The following is a 19,727-nucleotide window of genomic DNA, read 5'->3' as shown; positions in this document are numbered from 1 at the left end:
TGTAACCTTAAATAATATACAAGTATGAATGCTTTAGGAAAAAGAATGATGTGTTTTTGCTCGGCACTGTGTGTGCTGTTGATGTTTGCCGGTTGTTCCTCTAAGAAGCAAGGCGAGAGCGCGGCGGGGTCCGACAGCATCGCCGTGCAGGAACAGGATATTCCCGAACCCTTGCAAGGACGCTGGGAAATGTCTGCGATTAAAGACCCCTCGTTCAGAGGGCAGATGGAAGAAGTGGACGGCATAGTTTATTGTATGGAACTGAACCTTTCCGAACGGACTTTTACAGCGGACAATGATTTGCCGAGTGGAAATGGAAAGAGTTATGGTTGGATGGACTTCTCCAATATTTCCCGTATCTATCATTATGATATAGATTCGGTGCGTTATCTGGGACATAATTCTTATAGAGTGGTGTCGGCGGGAGGTTGGGAAGATTTGTCGATAGACACGCTTGTCTATTATCCCGAAACAAAGGCTGTCTATATCAAGAATATGGACTATACTTTTCATCTGATACCGGATGACAAGCCTTTTAATGGCGAATGGGAATACACCGATAAGAATGGTGAGGACTTTTCTACTCTATATTATAAATTGAGCCTGTATAAGAAAATTAAAGCACCTCAGGACAATGAATTTATGGGACAGGAATGTTATGGGTATGGCATTTATAGCAGCGTGGATGATGCTTATTATGTCATCGATTCTATCATTGAAATAAATAAGGATTATGCAAAAGTGCAACGGCGTTTTGCCGATTATCCGGAAGAGGCTCCCCTTGAAATGACATTGAAATTCAACCGTGATGATGGTTCTTTGACTATTGACGGAGAAGTCAGAGTACCTGCCAAACAATGAAAATAGAATATTAATCAACAATAAAACAATTATGAGACATTTTACTTATTTGGGAATGAAATTGCTTTTGGCAATCGTCCTGTTGGCTTCTTGCTCCTCCGGTTATGATAGTGACGTGGATTACTCATTGATGCCCGTAAAGCAGGGTGATAAGTGGGGATTTATCAATGCGAAAGGAGAATATATGATTAATCCTCAGTTTGACAATGTATCCTGCTTTGCAGATGGACTGGCGAAAGTGCGGGCTGACGGAAAAGCCGGATTTATAGATAAATCGGGCAAATATGTGATAAGTCCTCAGTACAGTGGCGCAACGGATTTCTATGAAGACAGGGCTTGGGTGGTGAAACCTATGGGAGCACCGGAATTGATAGACACGAAAGGACGTTCCCTCTTTACGTTGAAGCAGGCACGGTACGTCTATAACTATTCCGAAGGATTGGCAATTGTGGAAGATGACAATGAGAGAGGTTGGGTAATCGATAAAGACGGAAAGAAGGTTTTTGAGTTGCCCGAAGGTATGTCTTTTGAGACAAATTTCGTAGATGGGCTGGCTGCTGTGCGAAATAAGGATTGGAAATACGGATATGTGAACAAGAAAGGGAAAAACGTGATAAACTGCCAGTTTGATGCAGCCTCTTTCTTTTTGAATGGAAAGGCGATTGTTAAGTCGGGCGATATGTACGGAGTTATCGATAAGTCCGGCAAGTATGTGATTAATCCCCAATTTGCGGAAATGAAAGCAGACGGTGACCGGTATGTAATAAAAATGGGGGATTCGTATGGCTGGTGTGACGGAAAAGGTAAGATTATTATCAATCCACAGTTTCAAGGGGCTTATCCGTTCTATCATTCGGATTTGGCGGTTGTTGTCATGGGAAAGAAGGGCGGTTATGTCAATACATCGGGAAAGATAGAAATCAATCCTCAGTTTGAAGGAGTTGTTGCATTTGTGGAAAAGGCAGCTTGGGTGTGGACAAACGATAAGTGGGGACTGATAGACAAGAAAGGCAAGTTTGTGGCAAATCCTCAATTTGACGGGATTCATCCTATACACTCGAAGCTCACGGCACTTTCTACGAAATGGTTTCAGACGGATGGTGGGGACAGACTGCGGTGGATAAACCGACTGCCAAGATAGACTATATGACTTTGCATCTGCAAGTAAAGGAGAAAAAGAATACCCGTCCCTTGTATGATGCTTTGATAAGCTCATTGGGAGGAAATGACGGGAAGCGTGCTTCAGGGCAACGCATAAAGATATCAGCAGGTCCCGGTTACATCACAATCTATGCAAGTGACGATAGCCTTCCACGGGTAGATACGGGCTGGAGTGAATATTGAGAATAAAAGAAAGGACATTCGTTATGAGATATATTATTTGTACGTGGGTATTTCTGCTATGTACTGTGGCGGCAGTGGCGCAAAGCGCCTACGATGAAAGAACCGGCATGAGCCTGTTCAATAAAAGTTCCTATTCGGAGGCTTTGCCCTATTTGCAGCGTGCCGCAAAGTCAGGCAGCCTTGAAGCCGTGGTTGCCTTGGGACAGATGTATGGCGAAGGTTGGGGAGTAGCGAAGGATGAGAAAATTATGATGAACATGTATAATAAGGCTATCCAAAAGAATCATGCCCCAGGATTGGTCTGCTTGGGTCTTTATTATTTCAATGTAAAAGCAAATCTGGAGGAAGCATGTCGTCTATGGACAAAGGCTGTTTCGCTTCGTAGCGGTCATGCCTGTGCTTTGCTTGCATCTTGTTACTATAGTGGGCGTGGAGTTGCTTCGCCAGACACAGATAAAGCTTTTGAATACTATGACAAGGCTGTATCATTTGGATATAACGATGCCTATAACTACATGGGAATAGCATATTTTCAACGAAAAGATTGGGGAAAAGCTTATCGGGCATTAGCAATGGCTTCAGAAAAGGACTGTTTGAACAATGACGGAAAGATGTGTCTTGCCATTCTTTACTATAAGGGAAATGGAACTGGAAAAGATTTACAGAAGTCTTTGAAGCTGCTCCAACAATTGAAAAAAGGTGGTTATACAGCAGCGAACGAAATCTATACAGAGGTAGATGCAGCGGCAAACGTGGAGGTTGCACCTCGCTTCCCTGGTGGAGATAGTGCTATGAAGGCATTTATCAAGAAAAATTTGAATGCTTCGTTGGGTGACCGTTTCGGGGTACATGGCAGTGTCAATGTTTCTTTCTATGTAGATGAAAATGGCAATATTGATTATATTGAATCTACACACCTACATTCCAATCTTGATACGGAAGCCCGCCGGGTGGTTAAAATAATGCCACGCTGGATACCGGGAACTAAAGGAGGCTCGCCTGCCACGTTGAAAACCTGGGTGTCTATATCCTTTTAATACTAAATAGAAAAATGAAGAAAATATTATTGACAGTTATATGTACTTTATGCGCAATGGTGGTGGTTGCGCAGAATGATTATGATACCGAAACAGGTATTCGTCTTTATAAAAATGAGAATTATCAGGCGGCGCTGCCTTACTTTCAGCGAGCTGCAAAGAATGGAAGTTTGGCTGCTTTGGATTTCCTGGGCTATATGTATGAGCGTGGAAAAGGAGTAGAAAAGAACTACGCCATTGCCTTGAACCTTTATAAAAAGGGAGAGGCACGCAATTATGCCCCTTGTCTGACGAATATCGGACGACTCTATCGAGAGGGACATGGCGTAACCCAAAATCTGAATACAGCTTACACCTATTTTATGAAGGCAGCCGAACAGAATAATAGCGATGGGGAATATTGGGTTTATAATGCAAAACAACTTGGGGAAGGCACTGAAAAGGATTTGTCCGGAGCCTTGGCTTATGCGGAAAGAGCTGCCAATCATGGAGAAAAATGGTTATATACCAACATTGGAGATATGTATTATGACGGCGTAGGAACAGATATAAATAAGAAGAAAGCATACGAATGGTACGCTAAAGGGGATGGGAAATATGATAATCCGACCAAGCTGCGGGTGGCGGAGATACTTTATTCGGGTGCAGTGGTAGTGAGTGGTTCGCCCATGCAGCAATCTCTTGCCATTTTGGAAAAACTTGTGGCGGCAGGATATGAAGATGCCCGTTCTCTGCACAATATAGTGAAGGCTGAGTATGAAAAACAGGTGGAGGCCGGCAATAAGGTAACTCCACCCAGAATGACGGATGCGGTTAAAACTTATCTCAGCAATTATCGGAGACCCGGAGCACCTGCAATAGAAAGTGCCGGGCATGGGGAGATACGGATAACTTTTACCGTAACATCAAGTGGAAGCATTTCCAATGCTGTTTATAAGAAACGCGTATTGGTATCAATGGATGAGGCGGCCATGCGAATGATTAATGGTATGCCAAACTGGATTCCGGGAACAAAGGGCGGACATAATACGAATATGAAGGTTACTTTGGGAATTTCCTGGTATCCATCGAAAGAGATAAGAATGCTGTCTTACTCATCAAATTAAAAGCGGAAGAAGATTCTGAAAAATATCCCTTACTTTGGTGATATATTGGTTACTGCTAATCATGTTAGCTGCGTGCGGAAGAATGTGAAAACAAGTGACACAGTTTTTTTACGCTTCCTCGCAAGATTGATTTTTATAATATAATAGTTCTTTTCAACAAGGCTGTGTATGGGATTATCTTTCATATACAGCCTTTTTGTTATTCCTTATGCCGCTTATCTCGAAATTAATTCGTTATTTTGCAAGAAATAGTAACTAACAAAAACAGGTGCTATAAATGGAACAGGAAGATTTCGACATACGCAACCAACAACAACTTTCCAGCAAGGAGCGCGACTTTGAAAATGCCCTCCGCCCTTTGAATTTTGAGGACTTCAGCGGGCAGGATAAGGTAGTGGACAACTTGCGTATTTTTGTGAAAGCTGCCCGCCTGAGAGGTGAGGCACTGGATCATGTACTGCTTCATGGTCCTCCGGGATTGGGAAAGACGACACTCTCCAATATAATAGCTAATGAGCTTGGGGTAGGATTTAAGATAACCTCAGGTCCTGTACTTGATAAACCGGGAGATTTGGCGGGAGTGCTCACCAGTCTTGAACCGAACGATGTACTGTTTATAGATGAAATACATCGTCTTTCTCCGATAGTGGAAGAGTATCTGTACTCGGCTATGGAGGATTACCGTATCGACATCATGATAGACAAAGGACCCTCTGCACGAAGCATACAAATAGATTTAAGCCCTTTCACACTTGTGGGCGCTACTACCCGTAGTGGCTTGCTGACGGCTCCGTTGCGGGCACGTTTCGGTATCAATATGCATCTGGAATATTATGACGATGAAGTATTGAGTGGTATTATCCGTCGTTCGTCCGGTATTCTCGATGTGCCTTGCTCGACGAGGGCGGCGGCTGAGATTGCTTCACGTAGTCGTGGTACGCCTCGTATTGCTAATGCTTTGCTGCGTCGAGTGCGTGACTTCGCCCAAGTAAAAGGTTCGGGAAGCATTGATACAGAGATCGCTAATTATGCACTCGAAGCCTTGAATATAGATAAATATGGTCTGGACGAGATAGACAATAAGATACTCTGTACTATCATTGATAAGTTTAAAGGCGGTCCGGTAGGTTTAACTACCATTGCTACTGCTTTGGGCGAAGATGCCGGTACTATCGAAGAAGTATATGAACCGTTCCTGATAAAAGAAGGTTTCATGAAACGTACTCCCCGAGGTCGTGAAGTGACGGAGTTGGCTTACAAACATTTGGGACGAAGTCTGTACAGTAGCCAGAAAACGTTGTTCAGCGATTAACATTTAATGTAGAGCTATTAGGATGGAGAGATAAATGAAATATCGGGTAAAGAATAGAAATAATAAATAACGTGGCTGGATTAAAAACTTTGGCAAAAGAAACTGCCATCTATGGAGCAAGTAGTATTATAGGACGTTTCCTTAATTATCTGCTGGTTCCTGTATATACCATGGCCTTATCTGCTGAATCGGGCGGGTATGGAGTGGTGACGAATATTTATGCATGGGTGGCACTGGTGATGGTGTTGCTCACTTGTGGTATGGAAACCGGATTCTTCCGTTTTGCCAATAAGAGTGAAGAAGATCCGATGAGGGTATATTCTACTACATTACTCAGTATCAGTATCGGCGCTCTTAGCTTCCTTGCATTGGGTTTGATTTTTCTTGACCCGATTGCCGGTTGGCTGGAATATGGAGAACATCCCTGGTACGTAGGAATGATGATGGTGGTGGTAGCGATGGATGCTATCCAAAGTATTCCTTTTGCCTATTTGCGCTATAAGAAGCGTCCGATTAAGTTCGCCGCATTGAAATTGCTGTTTATCTTCCTGAATATAGCACTGAATCTGGTTTATTATGTTTGGCTAAAAGGGAATGATGTAGGTTATGCTTTCCTATTTAACTTGATATGCACATCGGTAATAATGCTTTGCATGATACCTGAATTCCGCGGCTTTGCATACGTTTTGGACAAGAAGCTGCTGAAACGGATGCTCAGCTATAGCCTTCCTTTATTGGTACTTGGCGTAGCAGGCATCTTGAATCAGGTAGCGGACAAGATTATTTTCCCGTTTGTTTATCCTGATGAGGCGGAAGCTACCGTACAGCTTGGCATTTATGGAGCGGCAAGTAAGATTGCCATGGTGATGGCGATGTTTACACAAGCATTTCGTTTTGCATACGAACCTTTTGTGTTTGGCAAGAGCCGGGAGAAGGATAATAAAGAAATGTATGCGCAGGCAATGAAGTTCTTCATTATCTTTACCTTGTTGGCATATCTTGCCGTGATGTTCTATATGGATATTTTGCGCTATATCATCGGACGTGACTATTGGCCCGGTCTTCGGGTTGTGCCGATTGTGATGGCTGCGGAAATCTTTATGGGTATTTACTTCAACCTCTCTTTTTGGTACAAACTGATAGACGAAACACGTTGGGGAGCTTATTTCTCATTGATAGGCTGCACGATACTTGTATTGATAAATGTATTGCTGATTCCTAAGTACAGCTATATGGCATGTGCCTGGGCCGGTTTTTGCGGCTATGGGGTAGCTATGTTGTTGTCCTACTTTGTTGGTCAGAAGAAATACCCGATCAAGTATGATTTAAAGGCAATTGGTAGCTATATATTATTGGCGGCAGTGCTTTGTGTGGCTGCCAAATATATCCCGATTGAGAATATTTATTTACGTATGTCCTTCCGTACTGTATTATTGCTGATGTTTATTGCCTATATTGTGAAGTGCGATATGCCGCTTAAACAAATACCAATCATCAATCGTTTTATCAAAAAATAGATTATACATGGAGACACCTAACCCGAAAGAAAGAAACACATTTGCTATTAAGAACTTTTTAAAGGAATACCTTGACTTGCGCAAGGATAAAGACAACGAACTCGCAACGGTGGAATCTATTCGTAAAGGAGTTGAGTTCAAGGGGGCTAACCTATGGATTCTGATATTCGCCATATTTATGGCATCGTTGGGCTTGAATGTCAACTCAACCGCTGTAATTATCGGCGCCATGCTTATCTCTCCTTTGATGGGTCCTATTATGGGTGTGGGACTTTCTGTAGGTTTGAATGACTTTGAGCTGATGAAGCGTTCACTGAAAAGTTTCTTGATAACGACCCTTTTCAGTGTGACAACTGCTACTGTTTTCTTTCTCGTAAGTCCCGTTGCCGAAGGGCAGTCGGAATTGCTGGCACGTACATCGCCTACGATTTATGATGTGCTTATCGCCCTGATGGGTGGTCTGGCAGGTGTCACGGCTCTTTCTACCAAAGAGAAAGGGAATGTGATTCCCGGTGTTGCCATTGCCACGGCTTTGATGCCTCCGCTTTGTACGGCTGGTTACGGACTGGCTACGGGTAACCTGATTTATTTCCTCGGTGCATTCTATCTTTATTTCATCAATTCGGTGTTTATCAGTCTTGCCACATTTGTGGGAGTGCGCGTGATGCACTTTCGGCGTAAGGAGTTTGTCGATAAGAACCGGGAAAAGAAAGTCCGTAAATACATTATCTTGATAGCGGTTCTGACGATGTGTCCGGCGGTCTATCTTACGGTGGGCATTGTGCAGGATTCTCTGTTTGAGGCTTCTGCCAATCGTTTCATCAGCGAGCAGCTCTCTTTTGGAGATACGCAGGTTCTCGATAAGAAGATTCATCATAGCGGCAAGGAGCATGAGATCCGTGTGGTTCTGATAGGACAGGAAGTTCCCGAAGCTTCCATTGCCATTGCACGTAGCAAGTTGAAGGATTATAAGCTGGACAATACCAGGCTGATTGTGCTTCAGGGCATGAACAACGAAGCAGTGGATATATCTTCTATCCGCGCTATGGTGATGGAAGACTTCTACAAGAACAGTGAGCAGAGACTGTTGGAACAGAAGCAAAAGATTTCGGCTCTGGAAAGCAGTCTGGAAAGGTATAAATCTTTCGATGAATTGGGCAAAACAATTGTTCCGGAACTGAAAGTGCTCTATCCTTCGGTAAAGACCGTTTCCATTTCGCATGCCATTGAATTGGCTGTTGATTCGGTACAGGCGGATACCGTTACGCTTGCCGTACTGAAGTTCGGAAAACACCCCGATTCACGTGAGAAAGAAAAGATTGCCGAATGGCTCAAGGCGCGTACAGGCTCCAAGAAATTGAGACTGATTGCTGAATAAAAAATACTGGAATGAAACTGAAATTTGCGATTATAGCCGCCTGTTGCCTTTTCACACTGGCAGGGCAGGCAGACGAGGGAATGTGGATGCTGGGTAACCTGAACAGGAAGACGCGTGAATCAATGAAGGAATTGGGCTTGCAGATGCCTGCGGCTGAACTGTACAGCCCCAAACGTCCTTCTTTGAAAGATGCCGTCGTCAGTTTCGGTGGCTTTTGTTCCGGAGTCGTAGTGTCGGAAGACGGGCTGGTATTCACCAATCATCATTGTGGTTTCAGCAGCATACAGCAGCATTCTACCGTGGAGCATGACTACCTGAAGGATGGCTTTGTGGCACGCAGTAAAAGTGAAGAATTGCCGAATCCTGAACTTTATGTACGTTTTCTGCTGAAGCAGGAAGACGTGACAAGGCGTGTGCTCGGCGCCGTTGCCCCGGACATGGATGAAGCGGTGCGCTCTGCTGTCGTGGACTCTATGATGTTGCTTGTCGGTGAAGAGGTGTCAAGCAAAGACTCCACTTTGGTGGGAGTGGTGGATGCTTACTATGGAGGCAATGAGTTCTGGTTGTCCGTTTATCGAGACTATAATGACGTTCGTCTGGTGTTTGCCCCGCCTTCCTCGGTGGGCAAGTTCGGCTGGGATACGGATAATTGGGAATGGCCCCGGCATACAGGCGATTTCAGCGTTTTCCGCATCTATGCCGACAGTAGTAACCGCCCTGCCGATTATTCTCCTGATAATGTGCCTTATCATCCCGAATATGTAGCCCCGATATCACTGGATGGTTACCGTGAAGGTTCTTTTTGCATGACTTTGGGTTATCCGGGAAGCACAGACCGTTATCTGTCTTCTTTCGGTATCGAAGAGATGGTGCAGAATACCAATCAGGCACAGATCGACGTGCGTGGCGTGAAGCAGGCCATCTGGAAACGCGAAATGGACAAACGCGACAGCGTCCGTATCAAATATGCTTCTAAGTACGATGAAAGTTCCAATTATTGGAAGAATAGCATCGGGGTGAACCGGGCTGTGCGGAAGCTTCATGTACTCGACAAGAAGCGGGCGATGGAACAGGAGCTCCGCCGTTGGATCAGGCAGACGCCCGGAGAACAGGAGCAACTGCTTCATCTCTTTTCCGATTTGGAGCTGAATTACAAGAACCGTCGGGAAACCAATCGCGCGCAAGCTTATTTCGTTGAGGCTTTTTTGAATGGCCCCGAACTGATACAGCAGGCATTGTCTCTGCTGAATTTCGACTTTGAAGGTGAAGAAAAGACTGTGATAGCCGGTCTGAAAGCCATTGTAGAGAAATATGCTAACCTCGACCTTGATATGGACAAGGAAGTATTCACGGCTCTGTTGAAGGAATATCGCTCTAAAGTGGATGCCACTTATCTTCCTGCACCTTATCAGGCCATTGATACTTTGTACGGCGGTAACTGCCGTGCCTATGTGGACAGCCTCTATGCCCATTCCGAATTAACTACTCCCCGTGGATTGAAACGTTTTCTGGAGCAGGACAGCACTTATCATATTTACGATGATCCAGCCATTACTTTAGGTATCGACCTGATAACGAAACTGTTTGAGATGAACATGCAGGTGCAGCAGGCATCCGGTGAAATCCAGCGGAACGAACGTCTGCTGAACGCTGCGGTGCGCAGGATGTATGCTTCCCGCAATTTCTATCCCGATGCCAATTCCACCATGCGCCTTAGCTTTGGCACAGTGTGCGGCTATGCTCCGTTTGACGGGGTGGAATATGCTTACTATACAACCGCAAAAGGTGTTTTAGAGAAAGTGAGAGCCCATGTGGGTGATGTTGACTTTGAGGTACAGCCGGAAATCCGGTCTTTACTTTCTTCCGGTGATTTTGGCAGATATGCCGATGAAAAGGGTGAAATGAAGGTTTGTTTCATATCGGACAACGATATTACGGGCGGCAATTCGGGCAGTGCCATGTTCAATGCCCGAGGCGAGTTGCTTGGGCTTGCTTTCGACGGTAATTGGGAAGCTATGAGCAGCGACATCCTTTATGAACCGAAGATGCAGCGCACCATCGGAGTGGATGTGCGCTACATGCTGTTCATGATTGAGAAATACGGAAAGGCGGAAAACTTGATCAAAGAGCTCCTCTTACCCGGTCGTCGAATGCAGAAAGCGCAGCTTTAGCGCCTTCGCCCATCGCAATGATAATCTGTTTATAAGGCACGTTTGACACGTCCCCTGCGGCATATACACCCGGTAGGGTGGTACGGCAGAAGGCATCTGTCTTGATTTCGCCTATCGGAGTTGTATCCAGTGCGTCGCGAAAAGGCGCGCTGTTGGCAGCCAGACCTATTTGTACAAAGATACCGTCCAAAGAATAATCACGTTCTTCATCTGTAAGGCGGTTTTTTATGCGGATGGCTGTTACTTTATCTCCGTTGCCCGTCACTTTCATGGTTTGCGAGGAAGTGAATATTTCTACGTTCGGCAGACTTTGGGCTTTTTCCTGCAATATCCGGTCAGCCTTCAGCGTGTCGGCAAACTCGAAGACGGTTACCTTCTTACAAATGCCTGCCAGGTCGATGGCCGCCTCGATGCCTGAGTTCCCTCCCCCGATGACGGCTACCTCCTTGCCTTGATAGAACGGCCCGTCGCAATGCGGGCAAAAGGCTACACCGCGTCCGATGTACTCTGCCTCACCTTCTACATTGAGCCGCCGCCAACTGGCGCCTGTGGCGATGATTACTGCCGGGGCGATGAATGTTTCTCCTCCTCCGGCAAATATTTTCTTCTCTTTGCCTTGCAGTTCGGCTTTCTCTATGCTGCGGTCTTCAAAGATCTGTATCGGATAATGCCCTATGTGACTCCTGAGTGCATCGGCAAGTTGTGCGCCCGTGGTTTGGGGAATGGAGATAAGGTTCTCTATGCCTACGGTTTCCTTTACTTGTCCGCCGATCCGTCCGGCAACGACAGCCACGCGTAATCCCTTACGGGCAGAATAAATGGCTGCGGAGGCTCCTGCAGGGCCGCCACCAAGAACCAGTACGTCAAATTCCCGGTGAATTGGGCTGTTTTCCGCATCCGGCAGGCTGCCGAAGCTTTTTTCCAACTTCTGTAGAAGCTCGCCTAATGAACCGCGTCCCACATGAAACTGCTTGCCGTTGGCATAGACGGATGGTACGGCTTGTATTTTCAGGTCGTCCGCTTCTTTCTGGAAGATGGCCCCGTCTGTCATTTCATGCGTAATCTGCGGATTCAATAACGCCATGATGTTTAGAGCTTGCACTATGTCGGGGCAGTTGGTGCAGGTCAGCGACACGTAGGTTTGCAGACGGACGGGGCCTTTCAGTGCCCTGATGCGGCGGCTGATGGTTTCGTCCGGCAGATTTTTACCCTTTCCATCGGCATTGAGCACGGCGAGCAGCAGAGAGGTGAACTCGTGTCCGGTGGGGATGCCACGGAATGTTATTCCGGTTTTCCTGCCTTCCTTCAGCAGCGCGAACTCCAGTTTGGGCTCGTCGGTTTCGGTCGTCCGGCAGGACAGTTTGTCGGAACAGCTTGCCACATCGTTCAGGAACTCAAGGAGCTCCCCGGCCTGTTCGTGCTTGGGATGGTAGGTGATGTGGAAGATATAGCGGGCTTCCAATTGCTGGAATACGCTCCGCACTTGGTCTGAAATACTTGTTTCTAACATGATTGATGGGGATTGTTGTTGGGGGGGGATAGGATACGGTTGTTTGTCCGGAGTGGCATTGATGCTTCCATGTTTGGGAACCGTTGGTTTCAAGCTTTGGAACCATCGGTTTCAAGCTTTGACACCATCGGTTTCTGGCCATGAAACCAACGGTGTCAAACTATGAAACTAAGTTGGCACTGCTTAGAGGTCAAATCTTGCCTACAAGGTCGATGCTTGGCTTCAGCGTATCTGCGCCTTTTTTCCATTTGGCAGGGCAGACTTCGCCGTCATGGGTTGCCACGAATTGGGCAGCTTCCACTTTGCGGAGCAGTTCATCCGCATTGCGTCCGATACTGTTGTCCTGTATTTCGGCGATCTTGATTTTACCTTCGGGATTCACTACGAACGTGCCGCGATAGGCCATTCCGTCTTCTTCAATCATCACGCCGAAGCCACGGCTCAGCACCCCCGTCGGGTCTGCCAGCATCGGGTACTTGATTTTGCGGATACTCTCGGAAGCGTCGTGCCATGCTTTGTGTACGAAGTGCGAGTCTGTACTCACAGAATATACTTCCACGCCCATGGCTTGGAATTGCTCATATTTCTCGGCGATGTCCACCAGTTCGGTGGGGCATACAAAAGTAAAGTCTGCCGGATAGAAGAAGAAGATGGCCCATTTGCCTTTTACGTCTTCGCTTGATACAGTCTTGAAGTTTCCGTTCTGGAAAGCCTGAACTTTGAATTCAGGGAGTTGAGAGTTGATAATCGGTTCCATAATTTTACTTTTTATTAGGTTTAGTATTTTGTTTTACCGATGCAAAAATATAGCATTTTTTTCCAGTATAACAAAAAATCCGATTGAAAAGCTTTATGAACCGATAGATAAAATCTATATGGCTATCTGGGTTGCCTTTAGAGAAAGCATTTCTCCGGGCACTGCGCATCGTATCTCTTTGCTTAGTGCTTCGAGCAGAGTATAGCGGATGAAATCCTTGTTGGTCAGCATGACAATCTGCCGTGTGGGACAGGGAATGGCGAAGGGGCGTACCAGTTCCCTTTGGGCGTCGCCCAATTGCAGAACCGCCAGTTCGGGGATAAAGGTGATGCCTTTACCGCTTTCCACCATGCGCATAAAAGTCTCCATGCTGCCCAGATGGTAGGCAAGCTGGCTGGCACGTGCCGCCTTCAGTTGGCAAAAACGTACCAACTGGTCACGGAAGCAATGTCCTTCGTCCAATAGCCAAAGCTGTTCGCCTGTCAGGTCGGAGGTGCGGATTACTTCATTGTTGAAGAGAGGGTTTTCACGCGCCACATAAGCAAAGAATTGTTCGTAGAATAGGGGAGTCTGCCGGAATTCCTCCATTCCTGCCAGACTTGCAACGATGCCTGTGTCTATTTCTCCGGTTTGCAATGCCTTTTTGATGTCGTTTGTCTTCATCTCTACTACCCTGATGTCAAGTTCGGGATATTTCTTCATCAGTTCCGGAAAGAAACGAGGAAGAAGGTATGGGGCTATGGTGGGAAGTATGCCCAGCTTGAAGGTTCCGGTGAGTGAATGCTTTTTTTCTTCTATGATACTTTTTATGCGGTTTGTCTGAACCAATATATTCTGCGCTTGTTCTATGATATGAATGCCGATGGGAGTGGGGCATACGGGTTGTTGGCTGCGGTCGAATATTCTGATATCCAGTTCTTCTTCCAGTTTCTGTATCATGGCGCTCAGGGTAGGTTGGGTCACACGGCAGTATTCGGCTGCCCTGGCAAAATGCCGGAACTGATTGACGGCAAGGATGTATTCTAATTGTTGTAGAGTCATGATGAACAGCTCATTTGAAGGTTATATATAGAATTCGTCTATGCAAAGATAGAAATTATCTGTTTGACGCGCATTGCTTTCTCCCTTATCTTTGCAACACAAAACAAAAGAAATGGAATTTATAAACCTTTTAAAACAATAGAATTATGAAAACTTTAGATTATCTGAATTTGAACGAGAACAAGGCAGCCGGCGTAGTAACTGCATTGAGCCAATTGTTGGCTGATTTCCAAGTACATTATACCAACCTCCGTGGTTTTCACTGGAATATCAAGGGACACGGCTTCTTCGTGCTGCACGAGAAGTTCGAGAGCATGTACGACGATGCCGCCGCCAAGGTGGATGAGATTGCAGAACGCATTCTGACGTTGGGCGGTGTGCCTACCAACAAGTTCAGCGAATACCTCAAGGTGGCCAACGTGAAAGAAGTGTCCGATGTGACTTGCGGCAGCGAAGCCGTTGACCATATCCTCGACACGTACAAGCACTTCATTGCTGAAGAACGCAAGCTCATCGAACTGGCGGACGAGGCTGGCGACGTAGTGACTGCCGACCTGCTTACCGGTTATCTCAAGGAACAAGAAAAGATGGTGTGGATGCTTGTGGCTTTCAGTACCAAGACTTGCGCAAAATAGAGAACAGACACTCAGACATAATCCTTTGATATATAAACAGAGAGCCGTTCAGGATTGCGCTAACGCATCCGGAACGGCTCTCTTTCTGTGAATGTAACTTTATCCCGCTAAAGGAGAATCTTGCAAGCGAGGAGGCTCTGTTTGTGAGCAGCCGGCTGCTTTATTTCTTCTTTGTCCGTTTGGCCCAGCCTTCCTCACTGAAATCGGGTTCGGCATCCTTGAAGCCTTCTTTGTCTTGGAAGAACTGCTTCCAGTCGTCCTTCTTGCCGCGTTGCTTGGTGTAGCCGCGTTCTTCGCGGCTGGGTTTCTTCTTCTCGGAAGGGGTGGATGCAGGCTTGTCATCCTTGTAGCCGCGCTTCTTGTCGCCATATTCTTTCTTGCTTCCGTATTCTTTTCTGCCATCGCCCTCTCTTTTTCCATAGGCTCCCCTGCGGCTGCTTCCTTCGCTGTCGTTCCGGCGTTTGCCTCCGTGGGCTGTGTTGCCGCTTTCTTCACCGGCAATCTCCACAGATACCTTGCGGCCGTTCCAGTTGGCGCGGTTCAAGGCTTTCACCACATTGCCGGCTTCTTTTTCCTCTACCTCGAAGAAAGAGAATTTAGGCATCAGGTCGATGCGTCCCAATTCGATGCGTCCGCGGGTGTTCTTGTTCAGCAAGCCGATAAGCTCATTGGGGAAGAAATTGTCCATCTTGCCGAGATTGATGAATAGGCGTTTGTAGCCCGGTTCTGCCTGACGGTTGCTGCTGCCACGTTCGCCACGCTCTCTGCCCCTTGCGTTGCGCTCGCCGCGCTCGCTGCCTGTGGCGGTTTCTATATCTTCGCGGTTGCGGTAGTAATCCAGGAACTTGTTGAACTCGTGAGAAACCATGCGTTTGATGAGGTCTTCCTTGCTCAGCCAGTCCAGTTTGCGGTAGATGTCGGGCATGAAGGTTTCTATCTCCTCATCGTTCACCTTTACTTTCTCCAGGTCATCAATCACTTTCAGTAATTGCTTCTCGCAGATTTGGTTGGCGGTGGGCATTTCACCTTGCTCGAACTTCTTACCGATGATGCGTTCTATATCACGCATCTTTCCTTTTTCTCGCAGGTTGATGATGGCGATAGATGTACCCGTTTTCCCGGCACGTCCCGTACGTCCGCTGCGGTGGGTGTAGCTCTCTGTGTCATCGGGCAGCCCGTAGTTGATGACATGTGTCAGGTCATCCACGTCCAGACCGCGTGCGGCAACGTCCGTAGCCACTAATAGTTGCAGGTTGCGGATGCGGAATTTCTGCATCACGGCGTCACGTTGCGCTTGGCTCAGTTCGCCGTGCAGCGAGTCGGCGTTGTATCCCTCCTGCATCAGTTTGTCGGCTATTTCCTGCGTCTCCTTACGGGTGCGGCAGAATATGATGCCGTATATCTGCGGGTAGTAGTCCACAATACGCTTCAGTGCGGCATATTTATCTTTGGCATGTACGCAGAACACCACATGCTTCACATTGTTGGTGCTTTCGTTCTTGCGTCCTATGGTGATTTCTTTGGCGTCGTGCAGGTAATTCTTTGAGATGCGTGCTATTTCCGGGCTCATGGTGGCGGAAAATAGCAGTGTGTTGCGTTCTTGCGGTACATCGGCCAGGATGGCGTTGATGCTGTCGGTGAAGCCCATGTTCAACATTTCATCCGCTTCGTCCATCACCACGTTTTGGATGGTAGAAAGGGAGACGGTTTTGCGTTCCATAAGGTCGAGCAGCCGTCCCGGAGTGGCTACTATGATGTGTACGCCTTGCTTCAAGGCACGTATCTGGCTTTCGATGGAGGAGCCTCCATATACGGGTAGCACCCGTAATCCGTTGATGTATTTGGAGTAGTCGTTCAGGTCGCCCGCTATCTGCAAGCAAAGCTCGCGGGTGGGGCAGAGGATGAGGGATTGTGGAATTCGTTTGCTTACGTTAATCTGCTGAATAAGCGGCAGACCGAATGCTGCGGTCTTTCCGGTTCCTGTCTGTGCAAGGGCTACTACGTCATTGTTTTCTCCTAAAAGATAAGGAATCACTTCCTCTTGTACCGGCATAGGGCATGCGTAGCCCATTTCTTCAATGGCACGGCGTATCTCCGCCGACACACCGAGCTCTTCAAATGTCTTCATTAAATCTTTGTATATCTTTATATTTCGGGCACAAAGATAGTGATAAATTAGTGATTAGTCATTAGTAATTAGTGATTTGTTTGTGATTGATGTGTAAATATTAGCTGACCATTGTCTGCTAATCATTCAGTAGAATGTTTTGTAATCTCTTTATTTCCTCCTTGCTCAGTCCGATGCCTTTTTGCAGATAAGTTTCCATGTCTCCGTATTTCCGTTCGGCTTCGTCCTTGGCTGCATTCAGAAAATCTTCCTTTGCCGAGAACACGGTGGTGATGGCCTCCTGTGAACGTGCCGGAAGTTGGTAGGCATATTGTGAAGCGGCGGGAATATTGAAGTAATCGTTGCTGAGGCGGTAATCTTCCATGATGATGTCTTCATTTACGCCGAGGGCGGTAAGTATCAGTGCCGATACAATGCCTGTGCGCCCTTTGCCCGATGAGCAATGGATGGCAATGGGGTAGTTGCTTTTGTCCAGCAGGACTTCGAAAATCAGGCGATATTCTTTGGTATAATTATTTATGAGGTCACGGTTCATTTGCTCTACCATCCGATAGACGGTGTCACTTTTTATTTTTTGCTCCTGAATGCCTTTCAATATATTTTCCATGCCGCCTGTGGCGATAGGAATGTGGATGATTTTGAATTCATTCTGCAAGGGATGCTGCTTGGGAACTTCAGAATTGGCGCGCAGGTCTATGATTGTCTTGATGCCGATGTTTTTGAGCTCCTTACGCGAGCAATCGGGCAAGCTGTCTATTTCGGCCGAACGATAGAGCATCCCCCACCGCATTTCTTTCTTCGTGGTATAGGACGGATAGCCGCCCAAGTCACGGAAATTCTGTATGCCGAGGATATTGACATTGCGTGTGGCTATTTTCACCCGGTATTTATTGCCGAATACAAGTGTATAGTAGTATCGTTGTGTAGGATCGGTAGTGATGACTGTCATTTTCTGGTCAGAGATGTTAGCCATCGCGACGGGGTTGTCTTCAGGAATATTGTTCGGATTTGTGGATGCATATGCTTTCACGTTCCCTTTGATAAGCGGAGCTATTTCCCACTTAACAATGCTGTTTCCTACATTATTTTCCTCACATACAACCGAGATGCGGGGAGCAGTGCCACTGCATGAAGGAAGCAGTGCCACCAAAGCGAGCAAGTTAAACAGATTCTTGTACATAGTGTGTAAACTCTCTAAAGTCTTTAGTCACAAATATATGTAATTTCGGTACAGAGAATGCTTGCGATGCCGAGGTTTTATATTTCTTTTTCTAACATTAATTTTTCTGCAAACTCATTTGATATAGAGTTGCTGAAGCTTTTGCATGTTTCCGCCGCAAATTTCATGCCGCATCGGATGATTTTATCCCATGTCCCTTCGTCCATGTTGTCCAGATCCTCGTAGCGGACATCGTACTTCAGCAGACCGTAGATAATGCCGGCGTTGAAGTTGTCTCCCGCGCCGATGGTACTGACGGCTTCTACCGGAGGAATGGCATACTCTTTCTTTATTGTGTTGGTGCGGAGCGAAATCTCTTCGGCGCCTGCGGTGCACAGGAAATTGGGGCAGTAGAACTGGATTTTGTTCTTGTAGATGCGGTCGGCTTCGCGCATACTATACATGTAGAAGAAATCCTCCTGCGAGCCGCGCACTATGTTTGCGTATTCCAGATTCTCGATGATGGTAGGAGCTAACTTGATGGCTTCTTCCTTGTGTGAAGAACGGAAATTGGGATCATAGTAAACGATGGCCCTCTTTTCACGGGCCTGGTCAAGCAGTTCCGTAACTTTGTCGCGCAACACCGGATTCAGCGCATAGTAAGAGCCTATCACTACGATGTCGTCTTCTTCCAGCTTCGGATAAACAATGTCCAGCCTCTGTTTGGGATAGTCTTTATAGAAGATATATTCCGCATCGCTCCGATCGTTGAGGAAAGCCAGTGATATAGGGGATTTCCCATCGGGAAACACATTGACGTGATCGGTGGGAATATGATTGTCGCGCATGAACTGCAGGATAATATTGCCCACATGATCGTTACCCGTTTCGCTGATGAAGCAGATGGGAACACCGGCCCGCCCCAATGAGACGATGCCGTTGAATACCGAGCCGCCGGGAACGGCCGCTGTGGGCTGGTCATTGCGGAAAATGATGTCCAATATAGTTTCCCCGATGCCGATTACTTTACGCATAGCGATCTTGATTTTTCTCCGAGGTAGCCGCCGTGATGGCGTTTGGAATAGTCTTCGATTGTAAATCCTGTCTCCTTCATGGTTTGTACCACTAATATGTCACCGATGACTGTCATTACAGTAGTCGAAGTCGTGGGAGTCATGCCCAAGGTACACACCTCTTTGGGGCTGCCGGTGCTGAGGCATACGTCAGATTCATGTGCCAGCGGGCTGTCGGGATTTCCGGTGATTACAATGAATTTCAGATTCGGATTCAAGTTATGTGCCAACTGCGTCAGTTCCACAATTTCGCGAGTTTTGCCTGAGTTGGAAATAAGCAGCAGCAAGTCGTTTTCCTGCAATATGCCCAAGTCTCCATGCTGTGCTTCGCTGGGGTGAAGGAATACAGAGGGAATGCCTGTCGAGCAAAAAGTCGTAGCGATGTTCATGGCTATTTGTCCTGCCTTCCCCATGCCGGAAGTCACTAATTTCCCTCTTTTACGATGCACTTGTTCTACGATAAGTTCCACTGCCTTTTCGTAAACGTCCGTCACAGGAATGTTCAGTACGGCCTGTGCTTCTTTCTGTAAGAGCTCTTGAATGGATGCAATCATTATAATTAATATGATATATGTGATTAGTGATTGCAAATATCTGCAATTTTCTATAAATGACAATAAGTTTTGCGGTAATTAAGCTAAATATACCTCGTTTCATTGCGGAGTTATATCAAAAATTGAGAGATCCCCACTTCAGCA

The 19,727-nt window shown here is 46.6% G+C and carries 17 protein-coding genes; 10 read left to right on the top strand and 7 right to left on the bottom strand.

Going from position 1 to position 19,727, the window contains the following annotated elements; all coding sequences use genetic code 11:
* Positions 1-24: 24 nt before the first annotated feature.
* From BACHE_RS03210 to BACHE_RS03170, 9 genes are all read left to right on the top strand, one after another.
* Positions 25-861: a hypothetical protein gene (locus tag BACHE_RS03210; RefSeq protein WP_013546272.1), complete on the top strand. Its 837-nt coding sequence runs from the start codon at positions 25-27 to the stop codon at positions 859-861.
* Between the two features lie 31 nt (positions 862-892).
* Positions 893-2,002: a WG repeat-containing protein gene (locus tag BACHE_RS03205; protein WP_013546271.1), complete on the top strand. Its 1,110-nt coding sequence runs from the start codon at positions 893-895 to the stop codon at positions 2,000-2,002.
* Positions 1,978-2,205: a hypothetical protein gene (locus BACHE_RS03200; RefSeq protein WP_187289286.1), complete on the top strand. Its 228-nt coding sequence runs from the start codon at positions 1,978-1,980 to the stop codon at positions 2,203-2,205. Before BACHE_RS03205 ends, BACHE_RS03200 begins: the two co-directional genes overlap by 25 nt.
* Before the next feature lie 23 nt (positions 2,206-2,228).
* On the top strand, positions 2,229-3,242 hold the full coding sequence (locus BACHE_RS03195) for an energy transducer TonB (protein WP_013546269.1): 1,014 nt from the start codon (positions 2,229-2,231) through the stop codon (positions 3,240-3,242).
* 14 nt (positions 3,243-3,256) lie between these two features.
* The gene (locus BACHE_RS03190) at positions 3,257-4,348 is read left to right on the top strand and encodes an SEL1-like repeat protein (protein ID WP_013546268.1); all 1,092 of its coding nucleotides are present in this window, start codon (positions 3,257-3,259) and stop codon (positions 4,346-4,348) included.
* A 277-nt stretch (positions 4,349-4,625) separates the two neighbouring features.
* Positions 4,626-5,660, top strand: a complete 1,035-nt coding sequence (ruvB, locus tag BACHE_RS03185) for a Holliday junction branch migration DNA helicase RuvB (protein WP_013546266.1) — start codon at positions 4,626-4,628, stop codon at positions 5,658-5,660.
* A gap of 71 nt (positions 5,661-5,731) precedes the next feature.
* The gene (locus BACHE_RS03180; RefSeq protein ID WP_013546265.1) at positions 5,732-7,177 is read left to right on the top strand and encodes a lipopolysaccharide biosynthesis protein; all 1,446 of its coding nucleotides are present in this window, start codon (positions 5,732-5,734) and stop codon (positions 7,175-7,177) included.
* 7 nt (positions 7,178-7,184) lie between these two features.
* The gene (locus BACHE_RS03175) at positions 7,185-8,555 is read left to right on the top strand and encodes a TIGR00341 family protein (RefSeq protein ID WP_013546264.1); all 1,371 of its coding nucleotides are present in this window, start codon (positions 7,185-7,187) and stop codon (positions 8,553-8,555) included.
* An 11-nt stretch (positions 8,556-8,566) separates the two neighbouring features.
* Complete coding sequence (locus tag BACHE_RS03170) at positions 8,567-10,726, top strand: S46 family peptidase (protein ID WP_013546263.1); 2,160 nt, start codon at positions 8,567-8,569, stop codon at positions 10,724-10,726.
* Here BACHE_RS03170 and ahpF read toward each other — a convergent pair.
* The 3 genes from ahpF to BACHE_RS03155 form a co-directional block, all read right to left on the bottom strand.
* On the bottom strand, positions 10,677-12,236 hold the full coding sequence (ahpF, locus tag BACHE_RS03165) for an alkyl hydroperoxide reductase subunit F (RefSeq protein WP_013546262.1): 1,560 nt from the start codon (positions 12,234-12,236) through the stop codon (positions 10,677-10,679). The two genes, BACHE_RS03170 and ahpF, sit on opposite strands and share 50 nt — an antisense overlap.
* A gap of 190 nt (positions 12,237-12,426) precedes the next feature.
* Entirely contained in the window at positions 12,427-12,993 is a 567-nt protein-coding gene (ahpC, locus tag BACHE_RS03160; protein WP_013546261.1) for an alkyl hydroperoxide reductase subunit C, read from the bottom strand.
* A gap of 114 nt (positions 12,994-13,107) precedes the next feature.
* Positions 13,108-14,034, bottom strand: coding sequence for a hydrogen peroxide-inducible genes activator (locus BACHE_RS03155; protein ID WP_013546260.1), 927 nt, complete (start codon positions 14,032-14,034; stop codon positions 13,108-13,110).
* A 146-nt stretch (positions 14,035-14,180) separates the two neighbouring features.
* Here BACHE_RS03155 and BACHE_RS03150 point away from each other — a divergent pair, with 146 nt between their 5' ends.
* Positions 14,181-14,669, top strand: a complete 489-nt coding sequence (locus BACHE_RS03150) for a Dps family protein (protein WP_013546259.1) — start codon at positions 14,181-14,183, stop codon at positions 14,667-14,669.
* A gap of 160 nt (positions 14,670-14,829) precedes the next feature.
* Here the strand turns inward: BACHE_RS03150 and BACHE_RS03145 are convergent, their stop codons facing one another.
* The 4 genes from BACHE_RS03145 to BACHE_RS03130 form a co-directional block, all read right to left on the bottom strand.
* Complete coding sequence (locus BACHE_RS03145) at positions 14,830-16,797, bottom strand: DEAD/DEAH box helicase (RefSeq protein WP_013546258.1); 1,968 nt, start codon at positions 16,795-16,797, stop codon at positions 14,830-14,832.
* Between the two features lie 118 nt (positions 16,798-16,915).
* Complete coding sequence (locus BACHE_RS03140) at positions 16,916-17,977, bottom strand: tyrosine-protein phosphatase (protein WP_013546257.1); 1,062 nt, start codon at positions 17,975-17,977, stop codon at positions 16,916-16,918.
* Positions 17,978-18,054: 77 nt separating this feature from the next.
* Positions 18,055-18,990 (bottom strand): carbohydrate kinase family protein, encoded by a 936-nt coding sequence (locus tag BACHE_RS03135; protein ID WP_013546256.1) that lies wholly within the window; start codon positions 18,988-18,990, stop codon positions 18,055-18,057.
* A complete protein-coding gene (locus BACHE_RS03130; protein WP_013546255.1) occupies positions 18,978-19,583 on the bottom strand; it encodes an SIS domain-containing protein in 606 nt (201 codons plus the stop codon). Before BACHE_RS03130 ends, BACHE_RS03135 begins: the two co-directional genes overlap by 13 nt.
* Positions 19,584-19,727 lie beyond the last annotated feature (144 nt).

It is taken from the genome of Bacteroides helcogenes P 36-108, assembly GCF_000186225.1.
Taxonomy (GTDB): Bacteria; Bacteroidota; Bacteroidia; order Bacteroidales; family Bacteroidaceae; genus Bacteroides; species Bacteroides helcogenes.
Note: the sequence above shows the minus strand (reverse complement) of the source record. Positions and strands in the feature narration are given on the sequence as shown.